Annotated in this window: 16 protein-coding genes; 4 read left to right on the top strand and 12 right to left on the bottom strand. The window is 64.2% G+C overall.

Translation table 11 applies throughout. The features are described 5' to 3' along the window. The first annotated feature begins 95 nt into the window (after positions 1-95). From NKI16_RS07000 to NKI16_RS06990, 3 genes are read left to right on the top strand one after another with little or no spacing between them, the layout of a single operon-like run. Positions 96-1,064 (top strand): HlyD family secretion protein, encoded by a 969-nt coding sequence (locus NKI16_RS07000; RefSeq protein ID WP_352586631.1) that lies wholly within the window; start codon positions 96-98, stop codon positions 1,062-1,064. Beyond that, on the top strand, positions 1,061-2,674 hold the full coding sequence (locus NKI16_RS06995) for a DHA2 family efflux MFS transporter permease subunit (protein ID WP_352783466.1): 1,614 nt from the start codon (positions 1,061-1,063) through the stop codon (positions 2,672-2,674). Before NKI16_RS07000 ends, NKI16_RS06995 begins: the two co-directional genes overlap by 4 nt. Before the next feature lie 60 nt (positions 2,675-2,734). Then, positions 2,735-2,902 (top strand): hypothetical protein, encoded by a 168-nt coding sequence (locus NKI16_RS06990; protein ID WP_084640998.1) that lies wholly within the window; start codon positions 2,735-2,737, stop codon positions 2,900-2,902. Between the two features lie 4 nt (positions 2,903-2,906). Here the strand turns inward: NKI16_RS06990 and NKI16_RS06985 are convergent, their stop codons facing one another. Continuing rightward, positions 2,907-3,659, bottom strand: coding sequence for a metallophosphoesterase family protein (locus NKI16_RS06985; RefSeq protein WP_352783468.1), 753 nt, complete (start codon positions 3,657-3,659; stop codon positions 2,907-2,909). Beyond that, complete coding sequence (locus NKI16_RS06980) at positions 3,652-4,464, bottom strand: nucleotidyltransferase family protein (protein WP_352448162.1); 813 nt, start codon at positions 4,462-4,464, stop codon at positions 3,652-3,654. The genes NKI16_RS06985 and NKI16_RS06980 overlap by 8 nt, the downstream gene beginning before the upstream one ends. A 708-nt stretch (positions 4,465-5,172) precedes the next feature. On the opposite strand from NKI16_RS06980, the gene NKI16_RS06975 reads away from it, so the two are divergent. Continuing rightward, positions 5,173-6,036: a hypothetical protein gene (locus NKI16_RS06975; protein ID WP_352783496.1), complete on the top strand. Its 864-nt coding sequence runs from the start codon at positions 5,173-5,175 to the stop codon at positions 6,034-6,036. 59 nt (positions 6,037-6,095) lie between these two features. Here the strand turns inward: NKI16_RS06975 and amaB are convergent, their stop codons facing one another. From amaB to NKI16_RS06925, 10 genes are all read right to left on the bottom strand, one after another. After that, positions 6,096-7,610 (bottom strand): L-piperidine-6-carboxylate dehydrogenase, encoded by a 1,515-nt coding sequence (gene amaB, locus NKI16_RS06970; protein WP_352783470.1) that lies wholly within the window; start codon positions 7,608-7,610, stop codon positions 6,096-6,098. 187 nt (positions 7,611-7,797) lie between these two features. Then, positions 7,798-9,072: an RNA polymerase sigma factor gene (locus NKI16_RS06965; RefSeq protein ID WP_023675463.1), complete on the bottom strand. Its 1,275-nt coding sequence runs from the start codon at positions 9,070-9,072 to the stop codon at positions 7,798-7,800. Then, entirely contained in the window at positions 9,069-9,443 is a 375-nt protein-coding gene (locus NKI16_RS06960) for a YciI family protein (RefSeq protein ID WP_023675462.1), read from the bottom strand. The genes NKI16_RS06965 and NKI16_RS06960 overlap by 4 nt, the downstream gene beginning before the upstream one ends. Positions 9,444-9,527: 84 nt before the next feature. Then, positions 9,528-10,646 carry a DNA topoisomerase IB gene (locus NKI16_RS06955; protein ID WP_352620443.1) on the bottom strand — a complete coding sequence of 373 codons (1,119 nt, stop codon included), beginning with the start codon at positions 10,644-10,646 and terminating at the stop codon, positions 9,528-9,530. Positions 10,647-10,755: 109 nt separating this feature from the next. After that, a complete protein-coding gene (locus tag NKI16_RS06950) occupies positions 10,756-11,640 on the bottom strand; it encodes a transglutaminase family protein (RefSeq protein ID WP_023675460.1) in 885 nt (294 codons plus the stop codon). Positions 11,641-11,647: 7 nt separating this feature from the next. Next, positions 11,648-14,059 (bottom strand): circularly permuted type 2 ATP-grasp protein, encoded by a 2,412-nt coding sequence (locus NKI16_RS06945; protein ID WP_352620441.1) that lies wholly within the window; start codon positions 14,057-14,059, stop codon positions 11,648-11,650. 6 nt (positions 14,060-14,065) lie between these two features. Continuing rightward, the gene (locus tag NKI16_RS06940) at positions 14,066-17,437 is read right to left on the bottom strand and encodes a transglutaminase family protein (protein ID WP_352620439.1); all 3,372 of its coding nucleotides are present in this window, start codon (positions 17,435-17,437) and stop codon (positions 14,066-14,068) included. 449 nt (positions 17,438-17,886) lie between these two features. Beyond that, entirely contained in the window at positions 17,887-19,077 is a 1,191-nt protein-coding gene (locus NKI16_RS06935) for an acyl-CoA dehydrogenase (RefSeq protein ID WP_352620437.1), read from the bottom strand. A 242-nt stretch (positions 19,078-19,319) separates the two neighbouring features. Continuing rightward, entirely contained in the window at positions 19,320-21,632 is a 2,313-nt protein-coding gene (locus NKI16_RS06930) for a Tex family protein (RefSeq protein ID WP_352922356.1), read from the bottom strand. 119 nt (positions 21,633-21,751) lie between these two features. Next, positions 21,752-22,933, bottom strand: a complete 1,182-nt coding sequence (locus tag NKI16_RS06925; RefSeq protein ID WP_352783475.1) for a serine hydrolase domain-containing protein — start codon at positions 22,931-22,933, stop codon at positions 21,752-21,754. Positions 22,934-22,952: the final 19 nt, after the last annotated feature.

Below are 22,952 nucleotides of genomic sequence, written 5' to 3'. Positions count from 1 at the left end.
AAAAACCCGACGGGAATGCCTCGCAACGAAAGGCCGGTCTGCTCGGCTTTCCCAGGCGCCATCCCTATGCGGCCGCAGCCATCGCGCTTGCGCTGTTGCTCGTCGCGGCAGGTATCGCGATCTGGTGGCTGAACGCTCGCCAGTACGAATCGACCGACGACGCCTTCATAGATGCGCGCACAGTGACGATCGGTGCGCAAATAGCCGGCCGCATTACCGAGCTGGCGGTTACCGACAATCAGCATGTACAGGCGGGCGATGTCCTCCTGCGTATCGACGACAGCGACTATCAGGCAAACCTGAAGCAGGCCGACGCCGGCGTCGCCGCGGCCGAGGCCGAAATCGTCAATGTCGCCGCCCAGATCGAGGCTCAAAACGCAAAGGTAAACGCTGCCCAGAGGCAGGTTGCACAGGCCAAGGCAGCGCTGGATTTCGCCAAGGCCGAGGATCAACGCAATCGCGAACTCCTGGCCAGGGGCACAGCAACGCAGCAGCAGGCGCAGCAGGCGGCATCGACGTTGCGTCAGGACCAGGCCGCGCTGGACAGCGCCGAGGCCAATGTCGCCTCCGCAAAAAGCCAGGTTTCGGTCTTGCAGGCACAGGCCAGGAGCGCCGAGGCGCAGCTCGAGCAGGCAAAGGCCAGCCAGGAGCAAGCCCGCACGACGCTGTCGCGCACGACTATCACAGCACCCGCAGCCGGGCGCGCAACGAGCATTTCCGCCGCTAAGGGCACCTACGCCCAACCCGGCCAGGTATTGATGATGTTCGTTCCCGACGAGGTCTGGGTGAAGGCCAATTTCAAGGAGACGCAGCTCGATCTGATGCGGCAGGGACAGCCGGTCGACATCGACATCGACGCCTACCCGGACAAGTCCTTCCATGGCCGCGTCGACAGCATTCAGGCCGGCAGCGGCACCGCCTTCAGCCTCCTGCCGGCCGAAAATGCCACCGGCAATTACGTCAAGGTGGTGCAGCGCGTGCCGGTCAAGATCGTCTTCGACAAGCCGCCGGATGTGCTTCTCGGGCCAGGCCTGTCGGTGGTGCCGACGGTCAAGGTGCGATGAACGGCGAAACCGCCAGAAATCAGGGCGAAAGCCGATCCGCCGCCGGGACACACAATCCGTGGCTCATCGCCGTCGTCGTCTCCATCGCCACTTTCATGCTGGTGCTGGACACCTCGATCGCCAATGTCGCCCTGCGCGACATCGCCGGCAGCCTGGCGGCCGGAATGGATGAAAGCACCTGGGTGATTACCACCTATCTCGTTGCCAACTCGGTGATCATTCCGGTCAGCGGCTGGCTGGCAAGCGTCATCGGCCGAAAGCGCTACTACATGCTCTGCGTCGCGACCTTCACCGTCGCGTCGCTGCTGTGCGGACTGGCGCCCAACCTGGAACTGCTCATCCTGTTCAGGGTCCTTCAGGGCCTCGGCGGCGGCGGCATGGCGCCAAGCGAGCAATCGATCCTTGCCGACACCTTTCCGCCTGAAAAGCGCTCGCAGGCCTTCGCGCTTTACGGCATTGCCGTCATCGTCGCACCGACGGTCGGGCCGACGATCGGCGGCTGGCTGACGGACCATTTCTCCTGGCACTGGATCTTCTTCATCAACGTGCCGTTCGGCATCCTGTCGCTGGCCTTGGTGCAATGGCTGTTGGTCGAACCGGACGTACTCGAACGCGAACGCAAGGAACGGCTGGAAGGCGGCCTGAAGATCGACGGGGTCGGGTTCGTCCTGGTGGCGATTGCCTTGGGGTGCCTGGAGATCTTTCTCGACCGGGGCCAGCGCTACGATTGGTTCGCCTCGGATTTCATCACCACTTTCGCAGTGATTTCCGCGATCGCGTTCCTGCTGCTTATTCCATGGGAACTCAGTCGCGGCGATCCGGTCGTCGACATGCGCCTATTGTTCACGCGCCAGTTCGGCACAGCCTTCCTGGTCATGATGGCGGTCGGTGCTATCCTGTTCAGCACCACCCAGATCGTGCCGCAGCTGCAGCAGACGACATTTGCCTATACCGCGACGCTCTCGGGCCTTTCGATGATGCCGGGCGGCATCGCCATGCTGATCTTGATGCCGGTGTCCGGATTTGTAGGCACCATCGTGCAGCCCAAATACCTGATCATGATGGGCATGTCGGTGGTCGCAGTGGCCCTCTGGCATATGACCTCGCTCACCCCGGACGCCAGCTTCCGCTTCTTTGCCTTTGCACGTGTTTTCCTGATGGTCGGGCTGCCGTTCCTGTTCATTCCCATCTCGACCGCGGCCTATGTCGGCCTGCCCCCGCAGAAGACCAACCAGGCATCGGCGCTGATCAACGTTGCGCGCAATATCGGCGGCAGCATCGGCGTCTCGCTGTCCAACACCGTCATTGCGCAAAGCTCCCAGATCCATCAATCGAATCTGGTCGGCCACACCGTGCAGTCGTCGCCCGCTTATCAGCAGGCGCTTCGGCAGGCGACCGAGCATTTCGTCGCCCAGGGTTCGCCGATGGTCGAGGCGAAGCAGCAGGCGATCGGCTGGCTTGGCCAGTTGATCGCCCGCCAGGCCACGCTGCTCGCCTATGTCGATGTCTTCCGCTACTGCGCGGTGGCAACCGCCCTGCTCGTTCCGCTTGCTCTGCTGCTGCGATCAAGCAAGTCGGGCAGCAGACAGGCGAATCCGGAGATGGGCTGACCAGAAGGCGGGAACCAGCTGACCCATTGCGTTGTTCTGCGCCAAGAGGAGATGATCACGATGGCCACTATTCCCACACCCGAGCCAACCCCGACCCCGGTGCCGCCGCCTCCCATCCCCGATCCCAAGCCCGTGCGTGAGCCGGACCCCGACAGGCTCCCCGACGAGGACCCCATTCCCAATCCGGATGAAAACGATATTCCGCCGAAGCGGGCGTTCAACATCTAGCCTATTAGATTTCGAGCACAGCGTAGGGGCGGCCGGTCGGCTTGGCGACATGCATGGCAACGTTATAGACCGACGCCCCGCCCGGTGTGCGGCCCTCGTAGACGCCGCGATGCGCATGGCCATGCACCACCGCGCTGACCTGGAACCGGTCTATTGTCTCGGCCAGGCGTGACGAACCGAGAAACGGGAAGATCTCCAGGGGCTCGCCTTCGACCGTCTCGACGACAGGCGCGTAGTGCAGAACGACAAGCGTGCGTTTGGCGCGGACCTGCCTCATCGCGTTTTCAAGCCGCATCGCTTCGTTCACGCTTTCCGCCACCATTGACTTGATCGCCGGTTCGCCGAAGGAGCCGAGCATGCGCGATCCAAAACCGCCAACGAAACCCTTGACCCCGACGAACCCGACCTCGTGAATCTCCGTCGCCTCGCCGTCGAGCAGGTGAACGCCCGCCTGGCGCAGAATGTCGGTGACCTGCTCGACGGCGCCTGACTCATAGTCGTGGTTGCCAAGTACGGCGACGACCGGGATCGTGCAGGCACGCAGTTCCTCGGCAAGGATTTCGGCCTCCCGAGGCTTGCCGAGATTGGTAAGGTCGCCCGTCAGCACGAGAACCTGGGCTGCACGCGACATCTCGCCGAAAAGATCGCGGTACGAGGCCTGGTCCTCCTTGCCGACATGCAGATCGCCAATGGCGGCGACTTTGAGTGCGCTGCCGTTTTCCGCCTTCGGCGAAGCAGTTTCGAGCTCGTCAGCCATTGCTATGTTCTCCTTCACCGCCGACGTCGGCAAAACCCCAGTCGTTGACGTCGATCTCATAGTCAGTTCGTGAAAGCATGCGCCCACGGCAGATTTTCATCCGGGAAGGTGGCAATTCGCGCTGCTTGGCCAGCCGATCAAGCAGCTCGTCGAGCAGCCAGGCGGGCACGCGGCCACGCTCCGTCGGATAGATCCATCGGAAGTTCAAGAGATGCATCAGCAGAACTTCCCAATGAACTTCCATGTAGGAAAGCAGCCTTTGCCAGTCGATCTGGTCGTGGGCCTTGAGGATGGTGTGCGAGATGTCGGCACCATCGTGGCGACCGCGGTCCTGGATGAAACTTTTGGACCAGATAAGCTCGGTGGGCCCGATGATCCGCACCTGGCTGCCCAGCAATTCGCCCTGACGGGCGTGCTCCAGCCACTGGTCGTCGACAGGCATTGTGCCGTTCATCGAGGCGAAAATGACGTCGAAAAAATGGGTGCCCTTGAACACTTTGCCGAGCCACCGGTCGTCCTCGACCACGACGGCGTAGCCGATCTGCTTAAAATGGGCGAGGATGCGCGGGCAGTCGCCGGCCTTGCAGAAAATGTCGAGATCCTTGGTCTGGCGGATGATCCCGGTATAGGCGCTTACGGCATAGGTGCCGGCGACGAGAAAGGGGATGCCGGTCGCGACAAGTTCGCGGATCGCTTCGATATAAAAGACCTCCGCTTCGGCATTGCGAAGCGTCGGGGCGGCTTTTGGATCGACCGACGGAACGGATGCCGGGATGGCGCTTTCCGGTGGGGGATTAATGATCATAGCAATGGCTCCTGGCCCGGCAGACCAGCAGCCGCCTGTATCTAATAGCCAAGCATGCCCGATGGTTCCCGCCGTTACGCGGCACTGCCGCTCTCGCCTGCTGCATCAGGCGGACACGCCGCCGTGGCAGGCCTTCGAAGCGGTCATGGTTGTCGGCTGCGGCGCGGCCCTAAAAGGATATGTGAGCGGTCATTTTTGGCGTCAAGATCGCAGCGCGGTCAGCCTCAAGCGCGTCGAGGCGGAGTAGGCCCGCTGTCATCCTCGGGTCCGGAGAGGATTGGCTTCAACATGGTTCCCGAGCTGTCGGAGGCGCTGCGCACCCGGCGCAACAGCCACCTGAGCGCCCGCGGCCAGACCGACTCTGTTTGCCGGAAAGCTGCAGGCGGCGTGGCGAAAAGGCCATTCTCCATTTTGTAGTCCCTCACTGTCTCAGTCCAATCAGCGTTCTTCAACGAGCAAAGCTTGTGTTGGTTCCGCGTCGCCATCGGCGGGAGCACGGGCTGGACAGGCGAAGTCATCGTTGGTGGGTTCGAGCGGGCTGGCCCTCTGCAGCGAAATCAGGGGCCTCGGCGATCAAGTCGCGGAATTCAGCCCACTAGCCGACGGGATTCAGCTCGTATCCTAATGCGCCGGCTCTGGACACGACCCGCGAAGGCTGAAATTGTGATCGGCATTTTCCACTTGCAAATTTGGTTGGGCTCGGCGGGGATGGCGCTGGTTTCTGAAGACATTGCCAGCCATCCGGCACTGCGTCGCCATGTCCAGGCTCAGTCGCGGACGCTTCTCCAGACCTATGAAGCGAACCCGCGGCTGGCTTCCGTATTCGCCACGCAACAGCGTTGGCTGATGGCCCATATCGGCCTTGGCTTGTATTTCAATCGAGAGCCGGATGATCATCGCAAGGGACTTACGTCCGCACGGTTCATGGACGACATCTGCCGGCATTCGGTGGCCAGCCGCAACACCGCCGATGCCTTCCTGAAGGAGATGCTGCATTACGGTTTCATCCGGCATCTGCCGATTAAATATGGGCGCATCCGCCCCTTTGAGCCGGCCGCGGGCACTCTGGAGACGGTTGCCGGCTGGGTCATGGCTCATCTCAAAACGCTGGACAGCCTGGACGGTGGATCTCGACTGGCTGCATTCGTCGTACAACCGGATGTGCTCGCCAAACTGCAGCCGCTGGTGGCCGACGGCCTGCTTTCGTCGCATGCCGTGCGGCAGCCAAAACAGACTTTTTCCTTGTTCACCTGGCTCGACAATGGCGGCATCGTCATGGATTGGCTGATGTCCGGCGTCGACCCCGATCATGCCGACCTGGACCGAATCCCGACCGGTGTCGTCTCAATCGGAGATTTCGCGAACTGGCTCAAGCTTTCCCGCACTCACCTGTCACGCAAATTGCGCGATGCCGAGGAACTCGGCAGCATCGGCTGGCTGGGCCAGCGCGGTCACTCGGTCATGTGGGTGTCGAGCGAGTTCTATCAGGAATACATGACCGCCCAGGCGGTCAAGCTCGCCATCATCGATGCAGCCTTCGACAATTGTGTTGTAACTTCCGAAACTAGCTGAACCGCGAGCCGACCGCCGTCGTGGCAGCCTTGGCGCCGCCGCGACGGAGGTCTGGCTTTTCAAGCGATGTCGAACGACACGCCCTGCGCAAGCGGCAGCGCCTTGGAATAATTCACCGTATTGGTGGCGCGCCGCATATAGGCCTTCCAGGCATCGGACCCCGACTCGCGGCCGCCGCCGGTCTCCTTCTCGCCACCGAAGGCACCGCCGATCTCGGCCCCTGACGTGCCTATATTGACGTTGGCTATGCCGCAGTCCGATCCGTCGACGCTAAGAAAGCGCTCGGATTCCTGCAGGTCGCGGGTAAAGATCGAGGATGACAGCCCCGCTCCCACCGCATTGTGTTCTTCTAGCGCGGTGTCGAAGTCCGAATATTTCATCACATAGAGGATGGGCGCGAAGGTTTCCTCCGTCACCGGCGAAACTTGCCGCGGCATTTCGACCAGCGCCGGACGCACATAGTAGGCCTCGGGGTGACCGTTCTCGACCCGCATTCCGCCGGTTATCTTACCGCCATGCGAAGCCGCCTCCTCCAGCGCCTTCTGCATATTCTCGTAGGCAGCCTTGTCGATCAGCGGGCCAACCAGAGCGCTTGTCTCCAGCGAATTGCCGACCGAGACGCTCTCATAAGCCTTCTTCAGGCGCGGAACGAGCTGGTCATAGACGCTCTCATGCACGAACAGGCGCCTGAGCGTCGTGCAGCGCTGGCCGGCCGTGCCCATGGCGCCGAAGGCTATAGCGCGGAGCGCCATGTCCAGATCGGCCGTCGGGCAGACGATGCCGGCATTGTTGCCGCCGAGCTCCAGCACCGCACGGGCAAAGCGCTTCGCCAGCCGTGGGCCGACATCCCTGCCCATGCGTGTCGAGCCGGTGGCCGAGACCAGCGGCACCCTGGGATGATCGACCAGGATCTCGCCGACGGCGCGATCACCGATCAGCACCGGCGCCAGGCCCTGCGGCGCGTCCGTGCCAAAACGCTTTACCGCGCGTGCAAAAATCGCTTCGCAGGCGAGCGCCGTCAGCGGCGTCTTCTCGGACGGTTTCCACACCACCGCGTCGCCGCAGACCAGCGCAAGTGCCGCGTTCCACGACCATACCGCCACCGGAAAGTTGAAGGCCGAAATGACGCCGACAACGCCGAGCGGATGCCAGGTTTCCATCATGCGATGGCCGGGACGCTCGGTGGCGATGGTCAGGCCGTACAATTGCCGGGAAAGACCGACGGCGAAATCGCAGATGTCGATCATCTCCTGCACTTCGCCAAGACCCTCTGACGGGATCTTGCCGACCTCGATCGATACCAACCGGCCAAGCTCGGTCTTGTGAATGCGCAATTCCTCGCCGAGCAGCCGCACCAGCTCGCCACGCTTGGGAGCTGGCACCTGCCGCCACGCCAGGAAAGCCTTGTGGGCCTTGTCGATGGTCGTTGCCGCATCGGCCGGCGAGATGGTCTTCAGCGCGGCGATCTGCTCGCCGGTCACCGGGCTGCGCACGATGAGGTCGCCGCCCGTAAGCGCGCCCTCGGCAACGCCCAGTTTCGCCAGAAGCCCGGCCGTTTCCTTCGCAATCGTCATTTCGTTTCGTCCCTTTCAGATCCCGTCGCTCATATGGCGTCGGTCCAAGCTTTTCGCCATACCGGTTCCCTGCCGGTCGGCATACCAGGCGCTGTCATGGCGTGGCATTACGCGTTTCAGGGAGAAATCGCCACCCCGGCATGGTCCAAGCCGGCGTCCGACTGTTGAACCAGCCAGATAGAGCGAATCAGTGTGCCGTCTTGGCGGTTTCCCGCACGGCGCTTTCTTTCATCAGCCGGTCGATATGCATGCGGATATGCGCTGCCTCGGCGGCCGTATTGGCAAGCGCGATAGCGCGGTCGAAAGCGACGCGCGCCTCCTCGCCGCGGCCAAGCTGCATCAGCAGTCCGCCCTTGAGGCCGAAGAAATGGAAATAGCCGGAAAGCCTTCCCTCCAGCGGCTCGATCATGGCGAGTGCGGCTTCCGGTCCACGCACCTTGGAGACCGCGACGGCGCGGTTGAGCGTCACCACCGGCGACGGCTGCATCTGCTCGAGCAGGCCGTAGAGCAGGTCGATCTCGTTCCAGTCCGTGTCCTCGGGCTTTTCCGCCCGCGCATGCAGTGCGGCGATCGCCGCTTGCACCTGGTAGGGACCGGGCTTGCGATGGCGCAACGCCTTATCGACCAGCGCCAGGCCTTCATCGATCATCTTGCGGCTCCACAGGCTGCGGTCCTGGTCTTCGAGCAGCACGATCTCGCCGTTCTCGTCGAAGCGAGCCGGCGAGCGTGCATGCTGCAGCAGCACCAGCGCCGTCAGCCCCATGATCTCCGGCTCGGTCTGGAACAGCCTGAGCAGCAACCGGGCCAGCCGGATCGCCTCTTCGCAAAGCGGCGCACGCGCCGAAGCCTCGCCGCTGTTGCTGGAATAGCCTTCGTTGAAGATCAAGTAGACCATGGCGGCGACGGCGGCGAGCCGTTCGGAGCGCTCGACCGCTCCCGGCGTCTCGAACGGCACCCCGGCGTCGGCGATACGCGCCTTGGCGCGCGTGATACGCTGCTCCATGGCGCTTTCACCAACGAGGAAGGCGCGGGCGATCTGCTTGACCGTCAGGCCGGAGACGATGCGTAACGCCACCGCGATCTGCTGTGTGGCCGGCAGGTCGGGATGGCAGCAGATGAACAGCAGCCGCAAAATATCGTCGCGATAATGCGCGCCGTCCAGCCGCTCGGCGACGTCGCTCTCGGCATCCTCCAGATCGGAGATCTGGTCCTCCTCCGGCAGCGGCGCCTGCTTGGCGCGCTTGCGCACCGCATCGATGCCGCTGTTGCGGCCGACGAAGATCAGCCAGGCTGCCGGATCGCGCGGAGGACCGTTTTTCGGCCAGTTGTTCAGTGCCCTCAGGCAGGCGTCCTGGAATGCTTCCTCCGCCGCGTCGAGGTCGCGGAAGTAGCGCAGCAATGCCCCCATCACCTGCGGGCGAGCGGTGCTGATTGCTGTGCTGATCCAGGCGAGTTCGGTCATGCGGAAACCTTGGCGGGATTGAAGAGCGAGACCGGCCGGATTTCATAGGAGCCGCCGCTCGGGTTGACCTCGGAAAGCTCGCGCGCGAAGTCGACGGCCTCATCGAGGTCGGCGCATTCGAGCGTGTAGAAGCCGAGGAACTGTTCCTTGGTTTCGGCAAACGGGCCGTCGATGACCACCGCTTCGCCCTTGATCTTCCTCAGCGTCGTCGCCGCCGTCGTCGGCAAGAGCCGCGCCACCGGGCCAAGCCGTCCCGCCTGGGCATATTTTTCCTGCACGCCGAGGAGTTTTTCCATGACCGCATCATCCTGCTCCTTGCTCCAGGAGCAGACGACGTCTTCAGAGGCATAGCAGAGGATCGCGTAGAGCATGGGTCGTCCTTTTCTCTGTCAAAGGACGAAACACTAGGACCGATCCCGACACCGCGTCGACAAAAAAATACGCTCCGTCCGGTGTCATTCCCTCGCCTTCAGCCATCTCAAGACCAAGGCCTCCTCGTCGTCGAGCCCGGCGATCGAGCGCTTGCCTTTGTTGGCATCCGCCATTTCGTCCAGCAGCCGTCCTTCGGACCAGGCGCGGAACACTTCCGGATGGATGTAGCATTGGCGACAAACCGCGCGTGTGTTGCCAAGCCGATCGGCAACCTTGTCGATGACACTGTTCATCACCCTCTTTTGCTGCGCCTGGCTTTCCGGACGTTCGGTTTGCGCAAACAGCGACGCCGCATGGATGGTGCCACCCCAGGTTCTGAAGTGCTTGGAGCTGAACTCCGCTCCGGCGTTCTCCCTGATATAGCGGTTGACGTCGTCTGAGCGCACCGGATGCCTGTTTCCGTCCTCGTCGAGATACTGGAACAGTTTTTGGCCCGGCAGGTCCTGCGCTCCACGCACGACCTTGGCAATCCGGCGATCGACAAGCTTCAATCTCCATTCCTTACCGGATTTACCGATGAAGGCAAAACGCAGGCTCGAGCCCTTGATGTCGACATGGCGGTCACGCAGCGTGGTCAGCCCAAAACTCTTGTTGTAGCGGGCATAGGCGGCATTGCCGACACGGATCATCGTGTTGTCGAGCAGCCAGACGATAGCCGCAACGACGCGTTCCAGCGGCAGGCCGTGACGGCGCAAATCGACGTCGATCTGCCGCCGCAGTTCGGGCAGGCTTTCGGCGAAGGCGATCAGGCTCGAATATTTGACGCCGTCACGCTCCTCCGCCCAGTGCGGGTGATAGCGGTATTGTTTGCGGCCGCGCTGGTCCCGACCGGTCGCCTGGATGTGACCGTCGGCATCCGGCGAGATCCACACATCCGTCCAGGCCGGTGGAATGGCGAGCGCCTTGATGCGTGCCAGCGCCTCCCCGTCGACAATCCGCCCGTCGGGTCCTTTGTACGAGAACCCCTTGCCCGAACGCAGCCGGCGAATACCGGGTTCAGTGTCGGTGACATAGTTGAGCGAGGCCCGAACGGCCGAGGCTTGCGCGCCGTTCTCCAGCGCTCCGTTCTGCGGCACCCCGTTTTTTGGTGCAGCTTTCCTCACAGCCGATCGGCCAGACGACGACCCGGATTTGTCCAGCATGTCCTCTCCACGGAATTTCCGTAGATAAGCCGCTTGCCGGCTGCGGGTTCCACCGCCTTTTGATTGCCAGGACAGATTGACGACGACGCCGTGCAACGAGGAGGTGCCGTCACGCCTTTTCGAGCACGACCGGTATGACGTCGACTGCCTGCTCGCCAACCTGCCCGCCAGTGGTTTTCAGCACGCCGACGATCGGCGCCACGTCCGAGTAGTCGCGGCCATAGCCGACCGTGATATGGTCGTTGCTTGCCCGCATGCCGTTGGTCGGATCGAATTCCTGCCAGCCGGCATCGCGCCCGCACCAAACCTTGACCCAGGCATGCATGGCGTCGGCGCCTTCGAGCCGCGGCTTCCCACGTGGCGGGATGGTGCGCAAAAACCCGCTGACATAGCCTGCAGGAATGCCGAGGCCGCGCAGGCCGGCGATCATGATGTGGGAAAAATCCTGGCAGACGCCGCGCTTCAAGCCGAAGGCGTCGCTGGCCCGCGTCTGCACCGTGGTCGCCTCGCCGTCATAGGTGAAATCGCGGTGAATGCGGTTGCACAGAGCCGTGGCCGTGCCGACCGTCGAACTGCCGGCGCTGCCTTTCGCATAGGCAGTGATTGCCGCGTCGATGCCGGCATGATCGCTGGCGGCCAGAAAGTGATGCGGCGAAGCCGGCGCCAGCGAGTGCACTGCGCCGAGTTCTTCCCTCAGCCGGCGTATGTCCGGCGATACGTCGAGCCCGGGTTCGGGCCGCGACACTGAAACACGCGCGCTCATCCTGATGTCGAGCGCATCATGCGCGTCACGAAAGGCGATCGAGGTGACACTGTTGCCGAAAAAGTCGGAAAAGTCGGAACGTTCGCTGGGCGCCGGCACAAAAGACAGTGAAGCGGCGATGACGCGCTGCACGCCAGGGATGGTCGGCGGCAGCACGCGCACCTGATGGCGGCCGCCGCCGGCCGCCGCATCATAGTCGTAACGCAGGTGAAGCCTGATGTCGTAGAGCATGCTGTCTCTACCCGAAATAGGCTTTGGCGAGGCTGTTGTAGAGCCCGCCGATTTCATTGGCGAGATCGCCGAGGGCCTTGGCCGTCATGTCCGAGGGCTCCTTGATGGCGATCGACGTGTTGAGCTGCAGGATTTCCTTGGCCGCCGGCGACATATGGCCTTCAGCGCCGACAGCGGGCAGCAGCGCGATTTCGGCTTTCAGCCGTTCGAGCTGGAAAAGGATTGAGCGCGGGTTGAGCGGATCGAGCGCCAGAAGGTCGACCACGGTGCGCCGCCCCGCCTGCACCGGATATTGCCGACGGTGCGTCATGACGCTGTCGCCGATCTCCAGCATCATGTCGAGCGCGCCTTCCGGCGCCTGGGCTCTGGTCAGCCGGGCGAGCGTGCGGGCGATCTGGATGCCGCGTTCGAGCCTGCGGCCGATTTCCAGGAAACGCCAGCCGGCAAAGCGGTACATGTTCTCGTGCAGCAGGCCGGAAAACCCGGCCAGCTTGCGCAGGATGACCGTCATTGCCCTTGTCGCGTCGTCGCCCGGCGCCACTGTCGCGGCAAATTGATGGATGGTCTTCGACAGATCCTTCAATGCCAGCCAGCCATCGGGCGAGAAGCGGTCGCGGATCTGCCCGGCGCTGTAAACGGCGCTGTCCAGCGTGCCGATGAGCCCCAATGGGATTGCCGTCTCGACGTCGATGCCGAACGGCGCGAGATAGTCGCTGATATCGGCGAGCAGCGGCATCTCGGGATCGGATGTCTCGGCCAGCCGCACATGGTAGGCGCGCAGGATGCGCACCGTGTCTTCCGACCGCTCGATATAGCGGCCGAGCCATGTCAGGTTCTCAGCCGCGCGGCTGGGCAGGCTGCCGGGCAAGGTTCGGGTGAAGCTGTCGTGCTCCTGCGGCAGCAGCGTCTCGCGCTCGACCGGCCTGTCGCTGACCACCCAGACATCCGCCGCCTGGCCGCCGCGCTGCATGGCGATGGCGGTCGGGTCGAGCGAGAAGCCGACACGGGCAAAGCCGCCCGGCATCACCGTCCAGCCTTCCGGCGTCCGCGCCAGATAGACGCGCAGGCTTGCCGGCCGCGGCTCCAGCCAGCCGCCGACATAGACAGGCGTGGTCGACAGCGTCACCGCTTCCTGGCCGACGAAGTCGCCGCCGTCCCGTTCGATCCTGGCGACGAGTTCGGCCCGTTCCTCGACCGACAGCGCTGACCCGAGCTTGGTCGAGCCGTCGTCCTCGAAGGCAAGCCGCGTCGACAGCGCCGGGCCGATCACCATGCTATCGATATTGGCGAGCACATGCTCACGCTCCGTCTCCTGCCCGCACCACCATGTCGCGACCGTCGGCAGCAGCAGTTCCTCATTGCGCAGGGCGCGCGAAATCTTCGGCAGGAAGGCGAGCAGCGCGCGCGTCTCCATCAGGCCGGAACCCAGTGCATTGACGGCCGAAACCGCCCCTTGCCGGACCGCTTCGACCAGCCCCGGCGTGCCGATCTGCGAGTCCGGCCGCAATTCAAGCGGATCGGCGAAGGCGGCGTCGAGCCGCCGCCACAAGACGCTCACCGGCATCAGCCCCGAAACCGTGCGCACCATCAGCCTGCCGCCCGAGACGGTCAGGTCCTCGCCCTCGAGCAGCATGATGCCGAGATAGCGGGCGATATAGGCATGTTCGTAATAGGTTTCGTTCAGCGGTCCCGGCGTCAGGATGGCGACACGGCCGCCGGCTTGCTTGGCCATGCCGATCAGCGCGTCGCGGAAGCGACGGAAGAAGCCGGCCAGGCGGTGCACATGCATCTCGCCGTAGATGTCGGACAGCGCCCTCGTAGTGGCGACGCGGTTCTCCAGCGCGAAGCCGGCGCCCGACGGCGCCTGTGTGCGGTCGCCAAGCACCCACCAGCGGCCGTCCGGGCCACGACCGAGCTCGAAGGCGCAGAAATGCAGGAAATGGCTGCTGGCCGGCCTGGTGCCGACGACCGGCCGCAAATATTCGGGGCTGGCCGCGATCAATCCGGCCGGTAGAATGCCTTTCTCGACCAGCCGGTTCGGACCGTAAATGTCGGCGATGGTCTCCTCGAACAGATCGGCGCGCTGGACCAGGCCGGCGCTGATACCAGCCCATTCCTGCTCCTCGATCAGCAGCGGCACATGCGCCAGCGGCCATTCCCGCTCGTTGGCGCCGGCCTTGTCGTAGACGCGGTAATAGACGCCGGCATCGCGCAGGTACTGGTCGGCGCGGGCGAAGCGCTGGGCAAGCTTTTCCGGACCCAGGTCCTCCAGCGCCTCGATGAAGTGCCGCCACGCCGGCCGCGGATTGCCCGACGCATCGACCATCTCGTCGACGACGCCTTCGATCGGCTGATAGTGCTCCAGCAGACTGTGGGTTTGCGGCTTGCTGCGCAGCCTTTTGTGATTCCCCTTCGCCATGGCTGATCAGAGTCTTTGCGGCCGCCGAAGGTCAAGGGTCATCGGGAAATCTTCAGAGGCTTCTTCGTTGCGCAGCACATAGCTGGACGGCGTATGGCCACGTGGTTCGAAGCGGGCGAGCCGCCGCGCCTCCGCTTCGTTGCCGTTGACCGGGAAGGTGTCGTAGCTGCGCCCGCCGGGATGTGCCACATGGTAGACGCAGCCGCCGACCGCGCGGCCCGACCAGCGGTCATAGATGTCGAAGACCAGCGGGGTGTTGACCGGTAGCGCCGGATGCAGGCCCGACGCCGGCTGCCAGGCCTTGAAGCGCACGCCGGCCACTGCGATCTCGCGGTTGTCGGTCACCTTCATCGGCACTACGCGGCCGTTGCAGACGACGGCGTGACGCTCCGGGTTGAGCCCATCGGTCTTCACCTGCAGCCTTTCGACGGAGGAATCGACAAAGCGTACGGTGCCGCCGATCGCGCCTTGCTCGCCCATCACGTGCCACGGCTCGAGCGCCTGCCTGAGCTCCAGCTTGACGCCGGCATGCTGGACCTCGCCGCAGAACGGGAAGCGGAATTCGAGCTGGGCGTCGAACCATTCCGGACGGAACGCAAAGCCGTTCAGCTTGAGGTCGTCCAGCACGTCGAGAAAATCCCCCCAGACATAATGCGGCAGCATGAAACGGTCGTGCAGCGAGGTGCCCCAGCGCACGAAGCGGCCGTCGAGCGGGTTCTTCCAGGCCCGGGCGATGATGGCGCGCACCAGCAATTGCTGCGCCAGGCTCATGCGCGCGTTGGGCGGCATCTCGAAGCCGCGGAATTCGACCAGCCCGAGCCGGCCGGTCGGCCCGTCCGGCGAAAACAATTTGTCGATGCAGATTTCCGAGCGATGCGTATTGCCCGTCACGTCGGTCAGAAGGTTGCGGAACAGCCGGTCGACCAGCCACGGCAGGGGTGCCGCGCCCTTGTCCGGATGTGGCACCTGCGCCATCGCGATTTCGAGTTCGTAGAGCGAATCGTGGCGTGCCTCGTCGAAGCGCGGCGCCTGGCTGGTCGGGCCGATGAACAGGCCGGAGAAAAGGTAGGACAGCGACGGATGTCGCTGCCATTGCAGCACCAGGCTCTTCAACAGGTCGGGGCGGCGCAGGAACGGACTGTCATTGGGCGTGGCGCCGCCGACGACGACGTGGTTGCCGCCGCCGGTGCCGGTGTGGCGGCCGTCGATCATGAACTTGTCGGCGCCAAGCCGCGTCTGCCGCGCCTCTTCGTAGATCGCCGTGGTCGTCGCCACGCAATCCTGCCAATTCGCGGCGGGGTGGATATTGACCTCGATGACGCCGGGATCGGGTGCGACACGGATGACATTGAGGCGCGGATCGTGCGGCGGGCCGTAGCCCTCGATGTGCACCGGCAGGCCGATCGCCCTTGCCGCCTTCTCCGCCGCCGCCACCAGTTCGAGATAGTCCTCCAGCGCCTCGACCGGCGGCATGAACACACAAAGCCGTCCGTCGCGCGGCTCGACCGAAAGGGCCGTGCGCACGGCGCCGCCGATCTCGGTAATCTCCTGTTCAACGCGGTCCTGCTGGCCAGTAACGGCCGTAAAGGAGACCGCCTGCTGGCGTCGCGCCATCTCGTCGGCGCCCTCCAGTTCGGCCGCAGCGGGCGACGAAGCAGAACCGGGCAAGATCGCCTCACGCGCCGGCAGTGGTCCGCGCGGCAGCGATGGATCGACCGGGACTATGTAGGGGAACTGCGCCGGCGGCACATAGGGCAGCGTGCCGAGCGGCAGGCGGTAGCCGACCGGCGAATCGCCGGGCACCAGGAACAGCCTGCCGCGCCGCGTCTTCCATTTCTCCGAGCGCCAGCGCGGTCCGGAAGCCTGGCTGTTCCAGCGCTGGACGGGCAGCACATAGCCCGACGGCTTGGTCAGCCCGCGTTCGAACACCCGCGCCATGCGGCTGCGCTCCTCCGGATCCTCCAGCTTCGAATTGGAAGGATCGACGTTGTCAGGCAGCTTGCCTTCCTTGAGCAGCCACTCGGCCGGATCCTCATAGGCTTCGCTGACCATCGTCTTGTCGATGCCGAGTTCGTCGGCGATCGCCGTCAGCAGGCCTTCGGCCTGCTTCGGTCCGACATCCGCCTCGCTCTTTTCATGCGCGATCAGCGACGGGTCGCTCCACACCGGCTCGCCGTCGGTGCGCCAGTAGAGCGAGAAGGTCCAGCGCGGCAGGCTTTCGCCGGGGTACCATTTGCCTTGCCCGTAATGCAGGAAGCCGCCCGGCGCGAAGCGTTCGCGCAGCCGGCGGATCAGCGCGTCGGCCTTTTCGCGTTTGGTCGGCCCGACGGCGGCGGTGTTCCACTCTGCAGCCTCGAAATCGTCGATCGAGACGAAGGTCGGCTCGCCGCCCATGGTCAGCCGCACATCGCCGGCCTGGAGCGCAGCATCGACCTGGACCCCCAGCGCGTCCAGCGTCTGCCAGCTCTCGTCGGAGAACGGCTTGGTAATGCGCGGATGCTCGGCGATGCGGTCTACCCGCATGTCGAAGCCGAACTCGACATTGGCGAAGCTCGCCATGCCGGAGATCGGCGCGGCATTGCGGAAATGCGGCGTTGCCGCGAGCGGCACATGGCTTTCGCCGGTGAGCAGGCCGGAAGTCGGGTCGAAGCCGATCCAGCCGGCGCCCGGCAGATACACCTCGCACCAGGCATGAAGATCGGTGAAATCGGTCGCCGTGCCGGGCGGCCCGTCAAGCGCAACGAGGTCGGGCTTCAGCTGGATCAGATAGCCCGAGACGAAGCGCGCGGCGATGCCGAGGTTCCTCAGTATCTGCACCAGGAGCCAGCTCGAATCCCGGCACGACCCCTTGCCGGCGGCCAGCGTTTCCTCGGGCGAGAAGACGCCGGTTTCCATGCGCACGATGTAGGCGATCTCGCGCTGCAGCCGCGCATTGAGGTCGACGACAAAATTGACGGTGTTGGTCGGGTGGCGCGCGAGGGTTTTCAGGAATGCCTCCAACAGCGGCCCCGCCGGTTCCGGCGTTCGGTAGATGGTCAGATCGTCCCGGATCTCTTCGGGGTATTCGAACGGAAACGTCTCGGCCGACGGTTCGACGAAGAAATCGAACGGATTGTAGACCGTCATGTCGGCAACGAGATCGACCTCGATCTTCAGTTCCATCACCGGTTCAGGGAAGACGAAGCGGGCCAGGAAATTGCCGTAGGGGTCCTGCTGCAAATTGACGAAGTGGTTTGCCGGCCCGACCTTCAGCGAATGGCTGAGCACTTTGGTGCGGGAATGCGGCGCAGGCTGCAACCTTATGACTTGCGGGCCCAAGACGACCGGCCGGTCGTATTTGTAGTGGGTCAGGTGATAGACGGCTGCCAGAATTGCCATGGTGCCCCTGAAGTCGGCGTTTCAAAAGGAGTTCGCTGAACCCTGACACGAATGCTGACCATTCTCCAAGCAGAGATGTTGCGCTGCACCTGAATTAAGCAGCTTTCACAGCTTCACGAAACGGAGCGCCGAGCCTGGAATTCCGTGGCGTGGCGGCAAGACGTTGCAACGGTGCAGAGCCGAAGGCCGGCGGGTCAGCACCGGGCGCTTCCCGCCGACATTGATGTCAGCAGCACGCGCGATGCTTGGTCGAAAAGAGCTGAAAAGAAAAACCCGCCTCGGTGAGCGGGTCGTCGGTGCGAATTAGCACCATAGCGAAATTAGTAGCATAGCTGCCGGCACAAAGCAAGAACAAAATGTGGCGCCGTTGGCGAAAATTGCCGATCTCCCGCCTTGCGAGGGGAGATGCCAGGCAGTGGCGCCCTGGCAGCGGAGGACACCTGCCAATGCTAAAAGAACGCCTGCAACCCAGTCTGCGCCCGTCCGAGGATCAGCGCATGCACATCATGCGTGCCCTCATAGGTGTTGACGGTTTCCAGGTTCTGGGCGTGGCGCATGACGTGATAACCGATCTGGATGCCGTTGCCGCCATGCATGTCGCGGGCCTGGCGGGCGATGTCGAGCGCCTTGCCGCAATTGTTGCGCTTGACGAGCGAGATCATCTCCGGCGCCATCTTGCCTTCGTCCATCAGCCGCCCGACGCGCAGGCTGCCCTGCAGGCCGAGCGCGATCTCGGTCTGCATGTCGGCGAGCTTCTTCTGGAAAAGCTGCGTGCCGGCCAGCGGCTTGCCGAACTGCTTACGATCGAGGCCATACTGGCGGGCGCGGTGCCAGCAATCCTCAGCCGCGCCCATGGCGCCCCAGGAAATTCCGTAGCGTGCCCGGTTGAGGCAGCCAAACGGCCCTTTGAGACCCGAGACATTGGGCAGCAGCGCGTCGTCGCCTACCTCGACGCCTTCCATCACCACTTCGCCGGTGATCGAGGCTCGCAGCGACAGCTTGCCGCCGATCTTCGGCGCCGACAGCCCGTTCATGCCCTTTTCCAGGACAAAGCCGCGAATCTCGTTGCCATGCGCGGCCGACTTTGCCCAGACGACGAACACGTCGGCGATCGGCGCGTTGGAAATCCACATCTTCGAGCCGGAGATCCTGTAGCCGCTCGCGGTCTTCTCGGCCCGCGTCGTCATGCCGCCCGGGTCGGAACCGGCGTCAGGTTCGGTCAGGCCAAAGCAGCCGATCCATTCGCCCGACGCCAGCTTCGGCAGGTATTTCTTGCGCTGTTCTTCCGAGCCATAGGCATGGATCGGATACATTACCAGCGACGACTGCACGCTCATCATCGAGCGATAGCCCGAGTCGATCCGCTCCACTTCCCGCGCGACTAGCCCGTAGGTGATGTAGTTGGCGCCGAGCCCGCCATATTCTTCCGGGATGGTGATGCCGAGCAGACCGGCCTCGCCCATTTCGCGAAAGATCCCGGCGTCGGTCTTCTCCTCGAGATAGGCTTCCTCGATCTTCGGAGCGAGCTTGTCGGCGGCAAACGCCGCGGCGCCATCGCGCACCATGCGCTCGTCCTCCGAAAGCTGGTCCTCGATCAGGAAAGGATCATCCCAGACGAATGCGTTCTTGTCGGCGGCCATGGCTCTCGGTCTCCCAAACTCATGCATGTCGCCCAAAGCTTGCCCGCGGGCCTGACCCGAGGGTGTTCGGCAGCTTGGAGATAACGACATGCATCGAAACAGAAATCTTGAAACGCGCGGCTTATCGGCTCCCGTCCTGAAAAAATCAAACGAAATAGCTTCGCCGATCCATGAGCATTGGTGATGGATCATCAATGTCGAGCGCCGCCGTCTGACCTGGCGGCGCAGCCCGGCTCGCGAAATTACTTCCGCTTCAACGCATCGGCCAAAGCGGCGCCGAACGCGCCCTGCTGCACCGGCCGCTCCGGCTGGCGTTGGGGCGCGGGCGCGCGCGGCACCGGCCTGCTGCCATTGTCGCGCGGCTTCGGTGCGCCACCGTCGCCATCCTTGCGCATCGACAGACCGATGCGCTTGCGCTTGATATCGACGTCGACGACACGCACCTTGACCACGTCGCCGGCCTTGACCACCTCATGCGCGTCCTTCACGAAACGGTCGGCCAGTTGCGAGACGTGCACCAGTCCGTCCTGGTGCACGCCGATATCGACGAAGGCGCCGAAGGCGGCGACATTGGTGACAGTGCCTTCAAGCTGCATGCCGGGCTTCAGGTCCTTGATGTCGTCGATGCCGTCGGCGAAGGTCGCGGTCTTGAAGCCGGGGCGCGGATCGCGGCCGGGCTTTTCCAGCTCCGCCAGGATATCGCGCACCGTCGGCAGGCCGAAGCGCTCATCGACGAAGACGCGCGGATCGAGCGCCTTGAGTGCGGCGCTGTCGCCCATCAGCGAGCGGACGTCGCGCCCGCAGGCCGCGACGATCTTCTTGGCCACGCCATAGGCTTCCGGATGCACCGCTGACGCATCGAGCGGCTCGCTGCCGTTTGAAATGCGCAGGAAGCCGGCGCATTGCTCGAACGCGCGGGGTCCAAGGCGGGAGACCTTCAACAGTTCGCGGCGGCTGGCGAACGGGCCGGAGGCATCGCGATGCGCAACGATCGCCTCGGCCAGCGATGCGCCGAGACCCGAAACCCGCGCCAGAAGCGGCGCTGACGCCGTGTTGAGATCGACGCCGACGGCGTTGACCGCATCCTCGACCACCGCTTCCAGCGAGCGGCCGAGGCGGTACTGATCGACGTCGTGCTGGTACTGGCCGACGCCGATCGACTTGGGCTCGATCTTGACCAGTTCGGCGAGCGGATCCTGCAGGCGCCGTGCGATCGACACCGCCCCGCGCAGCGACACGTCGAGGCCGGGAAATTCCGCCGCCGCCGTTGCCGAGGCGGAATAGACAGAGGCGCCGGCCTCGCTGACGATCACCTTGAGCGGCTTCGGCCCGGACCCGGCAGGCATGTCAGCCAGCATGTCGGCCACCAGCCTTTCGGTCTCGCGGCTGCCGGTGCCGTTGCCGATCGAGATCAGCTCGACCTTGTGCAGCCGGATGAGCTTGGCCAGTTCGGCCTGCGTGCCGCGGACATCGTTCTTCGGCGGGAACGGATAGACCGTTGTCGTCGCCAGCAGCTTGCCGGTGCCGTCCACCACCGCCACCTTGACGCCGGTGCGAATGCCCGGATCGAGCCCCATCGTCGGCCGCGAGCCGGCAGGCGCGGCAAGCAGCAAATCCTTGAGATTGCGGGCGAAGACATGGATGGCTTCTTCTTCGGCCCGCTCGCGCAGATCGCGCATCAGATCGAGCGTCAGGTGCAGCGACAGCTTTATGCGCCAGGTCCAGCCGGCGACCTCCATCAGCCAGCGGTCTCCCGGCAACTGGCGGCCGATGGCGTAGGCGTCGGCGATCATCCGCTCAACCGGCTTCACCGGAGAGGCGTCATCGGCATCGACTTCGATGTCGAGCGACAGAACCTCCTCGTTGCGGCCGCGCAACATGGCCAGCGCGCGATGGCTCGGCACGTTGGCCCAGCGCTCGGCATGGTCGAAATAGTCGGAGAATTTCGCGCCGGCCTCCTGCTTGCCGTCAACGACGCGCGAGCGCAGGAAGGCGCGTTCCTTCATATAGGTCCGCAACTTGCCAACCAGGTCGGCATTCTCGGCGAACTGTTCGGACAGGATGTCGCGCGCACCCTCGAGCGCCGCCTTGGTATCGACGACGTCTTCGCTGATGTAGGCCAGCGCCAGCTCGGCGGGTACGACCGTACGGTCGGCGAGAATGGCTTCCGCCAGCGGGCCCAGCCCGCGCTCGCGTGCGATCTCGGCCTTGGTGCGGCGCTTCGGCTTGTAAGGCAGGTAGATGTCTTCGAGTTCGGCCTTGGTAGCGGCCGCAGCGATCTTTGCCTCGAGCTCGTCGGTCAGCTTGCCCTGCTCGCGGATCGAACCAAGGATGGTGTCGCGGCGCGCGTCGAGTTCGCGCAGGTAGGCCAGCCGCTCGGCGAGGTCGCGCAGCTGCGTGTCGTCGAGGCCGCCGGTGACCTCCTTGCGGTAGCGCGCCACGAACGGCACGGTCGCGCCGTCGTCGAGCAAGCCGATCGCTGCCGCGGCCTGCTCGGGCCGGGCGGCGATCTCGGCGGCTATGATAGTTGCGATGCGCTTGATGTCGGCTGCCATGTCGTACCTGTCGCTAGTCGAAACGAGGAGCGACCATAGGCGCAGAGCACTGCCGCGCCAACTGCGCCATTTTCAACCCGGCGAGAGGTCCACAGGAAAGGTCGGGCTGTCTGGACGGATCAGACCATCCGGCTCAGCGCCTCGAAGAAGGAAATCATATCCAGATCGAGCGGATCGTCGACCGGCACCGGCTGCGACGACATCTTTGCGATCACAATTTCGGCCTTCGGATTGACGTAAAGCCACTGGCCGTGGATGCCGATACCGCAGAAGGCGCCGCTTGCCGCGCCCGTCTGGTACCATTTGTTGCGGTAGCGGCCACGCGGAAACAGGAACGCCATCGTGCCGCGCCGCCAGGCCTCGGCGTCACCGCCAGTTTCGGCCGTGTCGCGCACCCAGGCTTCCGGCACGACACGGCGGCCATTGGCCGTGCCGCCTTGCCGCATCATCTCGCCGACGCGCGCGAGGTCGCGCGGTGTCACCGAAATGCCGCCGGCGGTGCGCGCCGTTCCTTCCGTGTCGACTGTCACCGAGGCATCGCCGACGGCGCCGAGCGGCGCCCATAATTTTTCGTGCATCAGATCGGCGAAGCGCCGGCCAGACGCACGTTCCAGCAGGATGCCAAGCAGGTCGGAATTGGGCGAACGGTAGCGGAACGTCCGGCCATGCGGCTCGGCCAGACCCCGCAGCGTCATGAGGAAAGTGGCCAGGCTCTCGGTGCCCCCGCCCGGATTCCACAGCATGGCGCGGCGATAGCGGGCGAAGGCACTTTCCGGATCGAGATAGGCCTCTTCGAAATCGAGGCTGACACTCATGTCGAGCACGTGCCGCACACGCGCATCGCCATAGGCCGAGCCGGCAGCTTCGGGCAGATAGAGGCTTACCGGTGCCTGCGGATCGAAAATCCCCTCGCCTTCCAATATGGCGGCAACAATGGCGGTCAGCGACTTGCTGATCGAAAAGACGATGTGGCGCGCCCCAAACTCCATATGCGGCGCGAACCAGTCGCCGACGAATTTGCCGCGTTTCATGATCGTCAGCGCGTCGGTATCGGAGCGCCTGAGAAAAGCTGCGACAGTCTCCGCGCCGCCTGCAAGAGCGACCTTTTCGCCAAGTAGCCCGCCGAAATCCTGCGCCGGCGCCTCGCTGCTGCCCGGCTGTGCCGCCACGGCAGCGCTCGGCACCAGCTCGCCGACATTCTGGAACGACCACCGGCTGAACGGGCTTTCCCGCCAATTGCCGAGCAGCACCTCCTTGCGGGCAAAGCCATACCTGGTCTCGAACGCGGTCTTGCCGGCCATGGTGGTCCTTGCGGATTTT

The sequence above is a fragment of the Mesorhizobium sp. M0698 genome (assembly GCF_040320455.1).
GTDB lineage: Bacteria > Pseudomonadota > Alphaproteobacteria > Rhizobiales > Rhizobiaceae > Mesorhizobium.
This window is presented reverse-complemented; position numbering and strand designations above follow the sequence as displayed.

What these genes read in the sequence shown, in the direction of transcription:
- NKI16_RS06935 (WP_352620437.1), bottom strand. Translation starts at nt 19,077, where the DNA reads ATGGCCGCCGACAAGAACGCATTCGTCTGGGATGATCCTTTCCTGATC.
- NKI16_RS06945 (WP_352620441.1), bottom strand. Translation starts at nt 14,059, where the DNA reads ATGGCGAAGGGGAATCACAAAAGGCTGCGCAGCAAGCCGCAAACCCAC.
- NKI16_RS06975 (WP_352783496.1), top strand. Translation starts at nt 5,173, where the DNA reads ATGGCGCTGGTTTCTGAAGACATTGCCAGCCATCCGGCACTGCGTCGC.
- NKI16_RS06925 (WP_352783475.1), bottom strand. Translation starts at nt 22,933, where the DNA reads ATGGCCGGCAAGACCGCGTTCGAGACCAGGTATGGCTTTGCCCGCAAG.
- NKI16_RS06980 (WP_352448162.1), bottom strand. Translation starts at nt 4,464, where the DNA reads ATGATCATTAATCCCCCACCGGAAAGCGCCATCCCGGCATCCGTTCCG.
- NKI16_RS06930 (WP_352922356.1), bottom strand. Translation starts at nt 21,632, where the DNA reads ATGGCAGCCGACATCAAGCGCATCGCAACTATCATAGCCGCCGAGATC.
- amaB (WP_352783470.1), bottom strand. Translation starts at nt 7,610, where the DNA reads ATGACGATTGCGAAGGAAACGGCCGGGCTTCTGGCGAAACTGGGCGTT.
- NKI16_RS06965 (WP_023675463.1), bottom strand. Translation starts at nt 9,072, where the DNA reads ATGACCGAACTCGCCTGGATCAGCACAGCAATCAGCACCGCTCGCCCG.
- NKI16_RS06995 (WP_352783466.1), top strand. Translation starts at nt 1,061, where the DNA reads ATGAACGGCGAAACCGCCAGAAATCAGGGCGAAAGCCGATCCGCCGCC.
- NKI16_RS06940 (WP_352620439.1), bottom strand. Translation starts at nt 17,437, where the DNA reads ATGGCAATTCTGGCAGCCGTCTATCACCTGACCCACTACAAATACGAC.
- NKI16_RS06955 (WP_352620443.1), bottom strand. Translation starts at nt 10,646, where the DNA reads ATGCTGGACAAATCCGGGTCGTCGTCTGGCCGATCGGCTGTGAGGAAA.
- NKI16_RS06985 (WP_352783468.1), bottom strand. Translation starts at nt 3,659, where the DNA reads ATGGCTGACGAGCTCGAAACTGCTTCGCCGAAGGCGGAAAACGGCAGC.
- NKI16_RS06990 (WP_084640998.1), top strand. Translation starts at nt 2,735, where the DNA reads ATGGCCACTATTCCCACACCCGAGCCAACCCCGACCCCGGTGCCGCCG.
- NKI16_RS06950 (WP_023675460.1), bottom strand. Translation starts at nt 11,640, where the DNA reads ATGCTCTACGACATCAGGCTTCACCTGCGTTACGACTATGATGCGGCG.
- NKI16_RS06960 (WP_023675462.1), bottom strand. Translation starts at nt 9,443, where the DNA reads ATGCTCTACGCGATCCTCTGCTATGCCTCTGAAGACGTCGTCTGCTCC.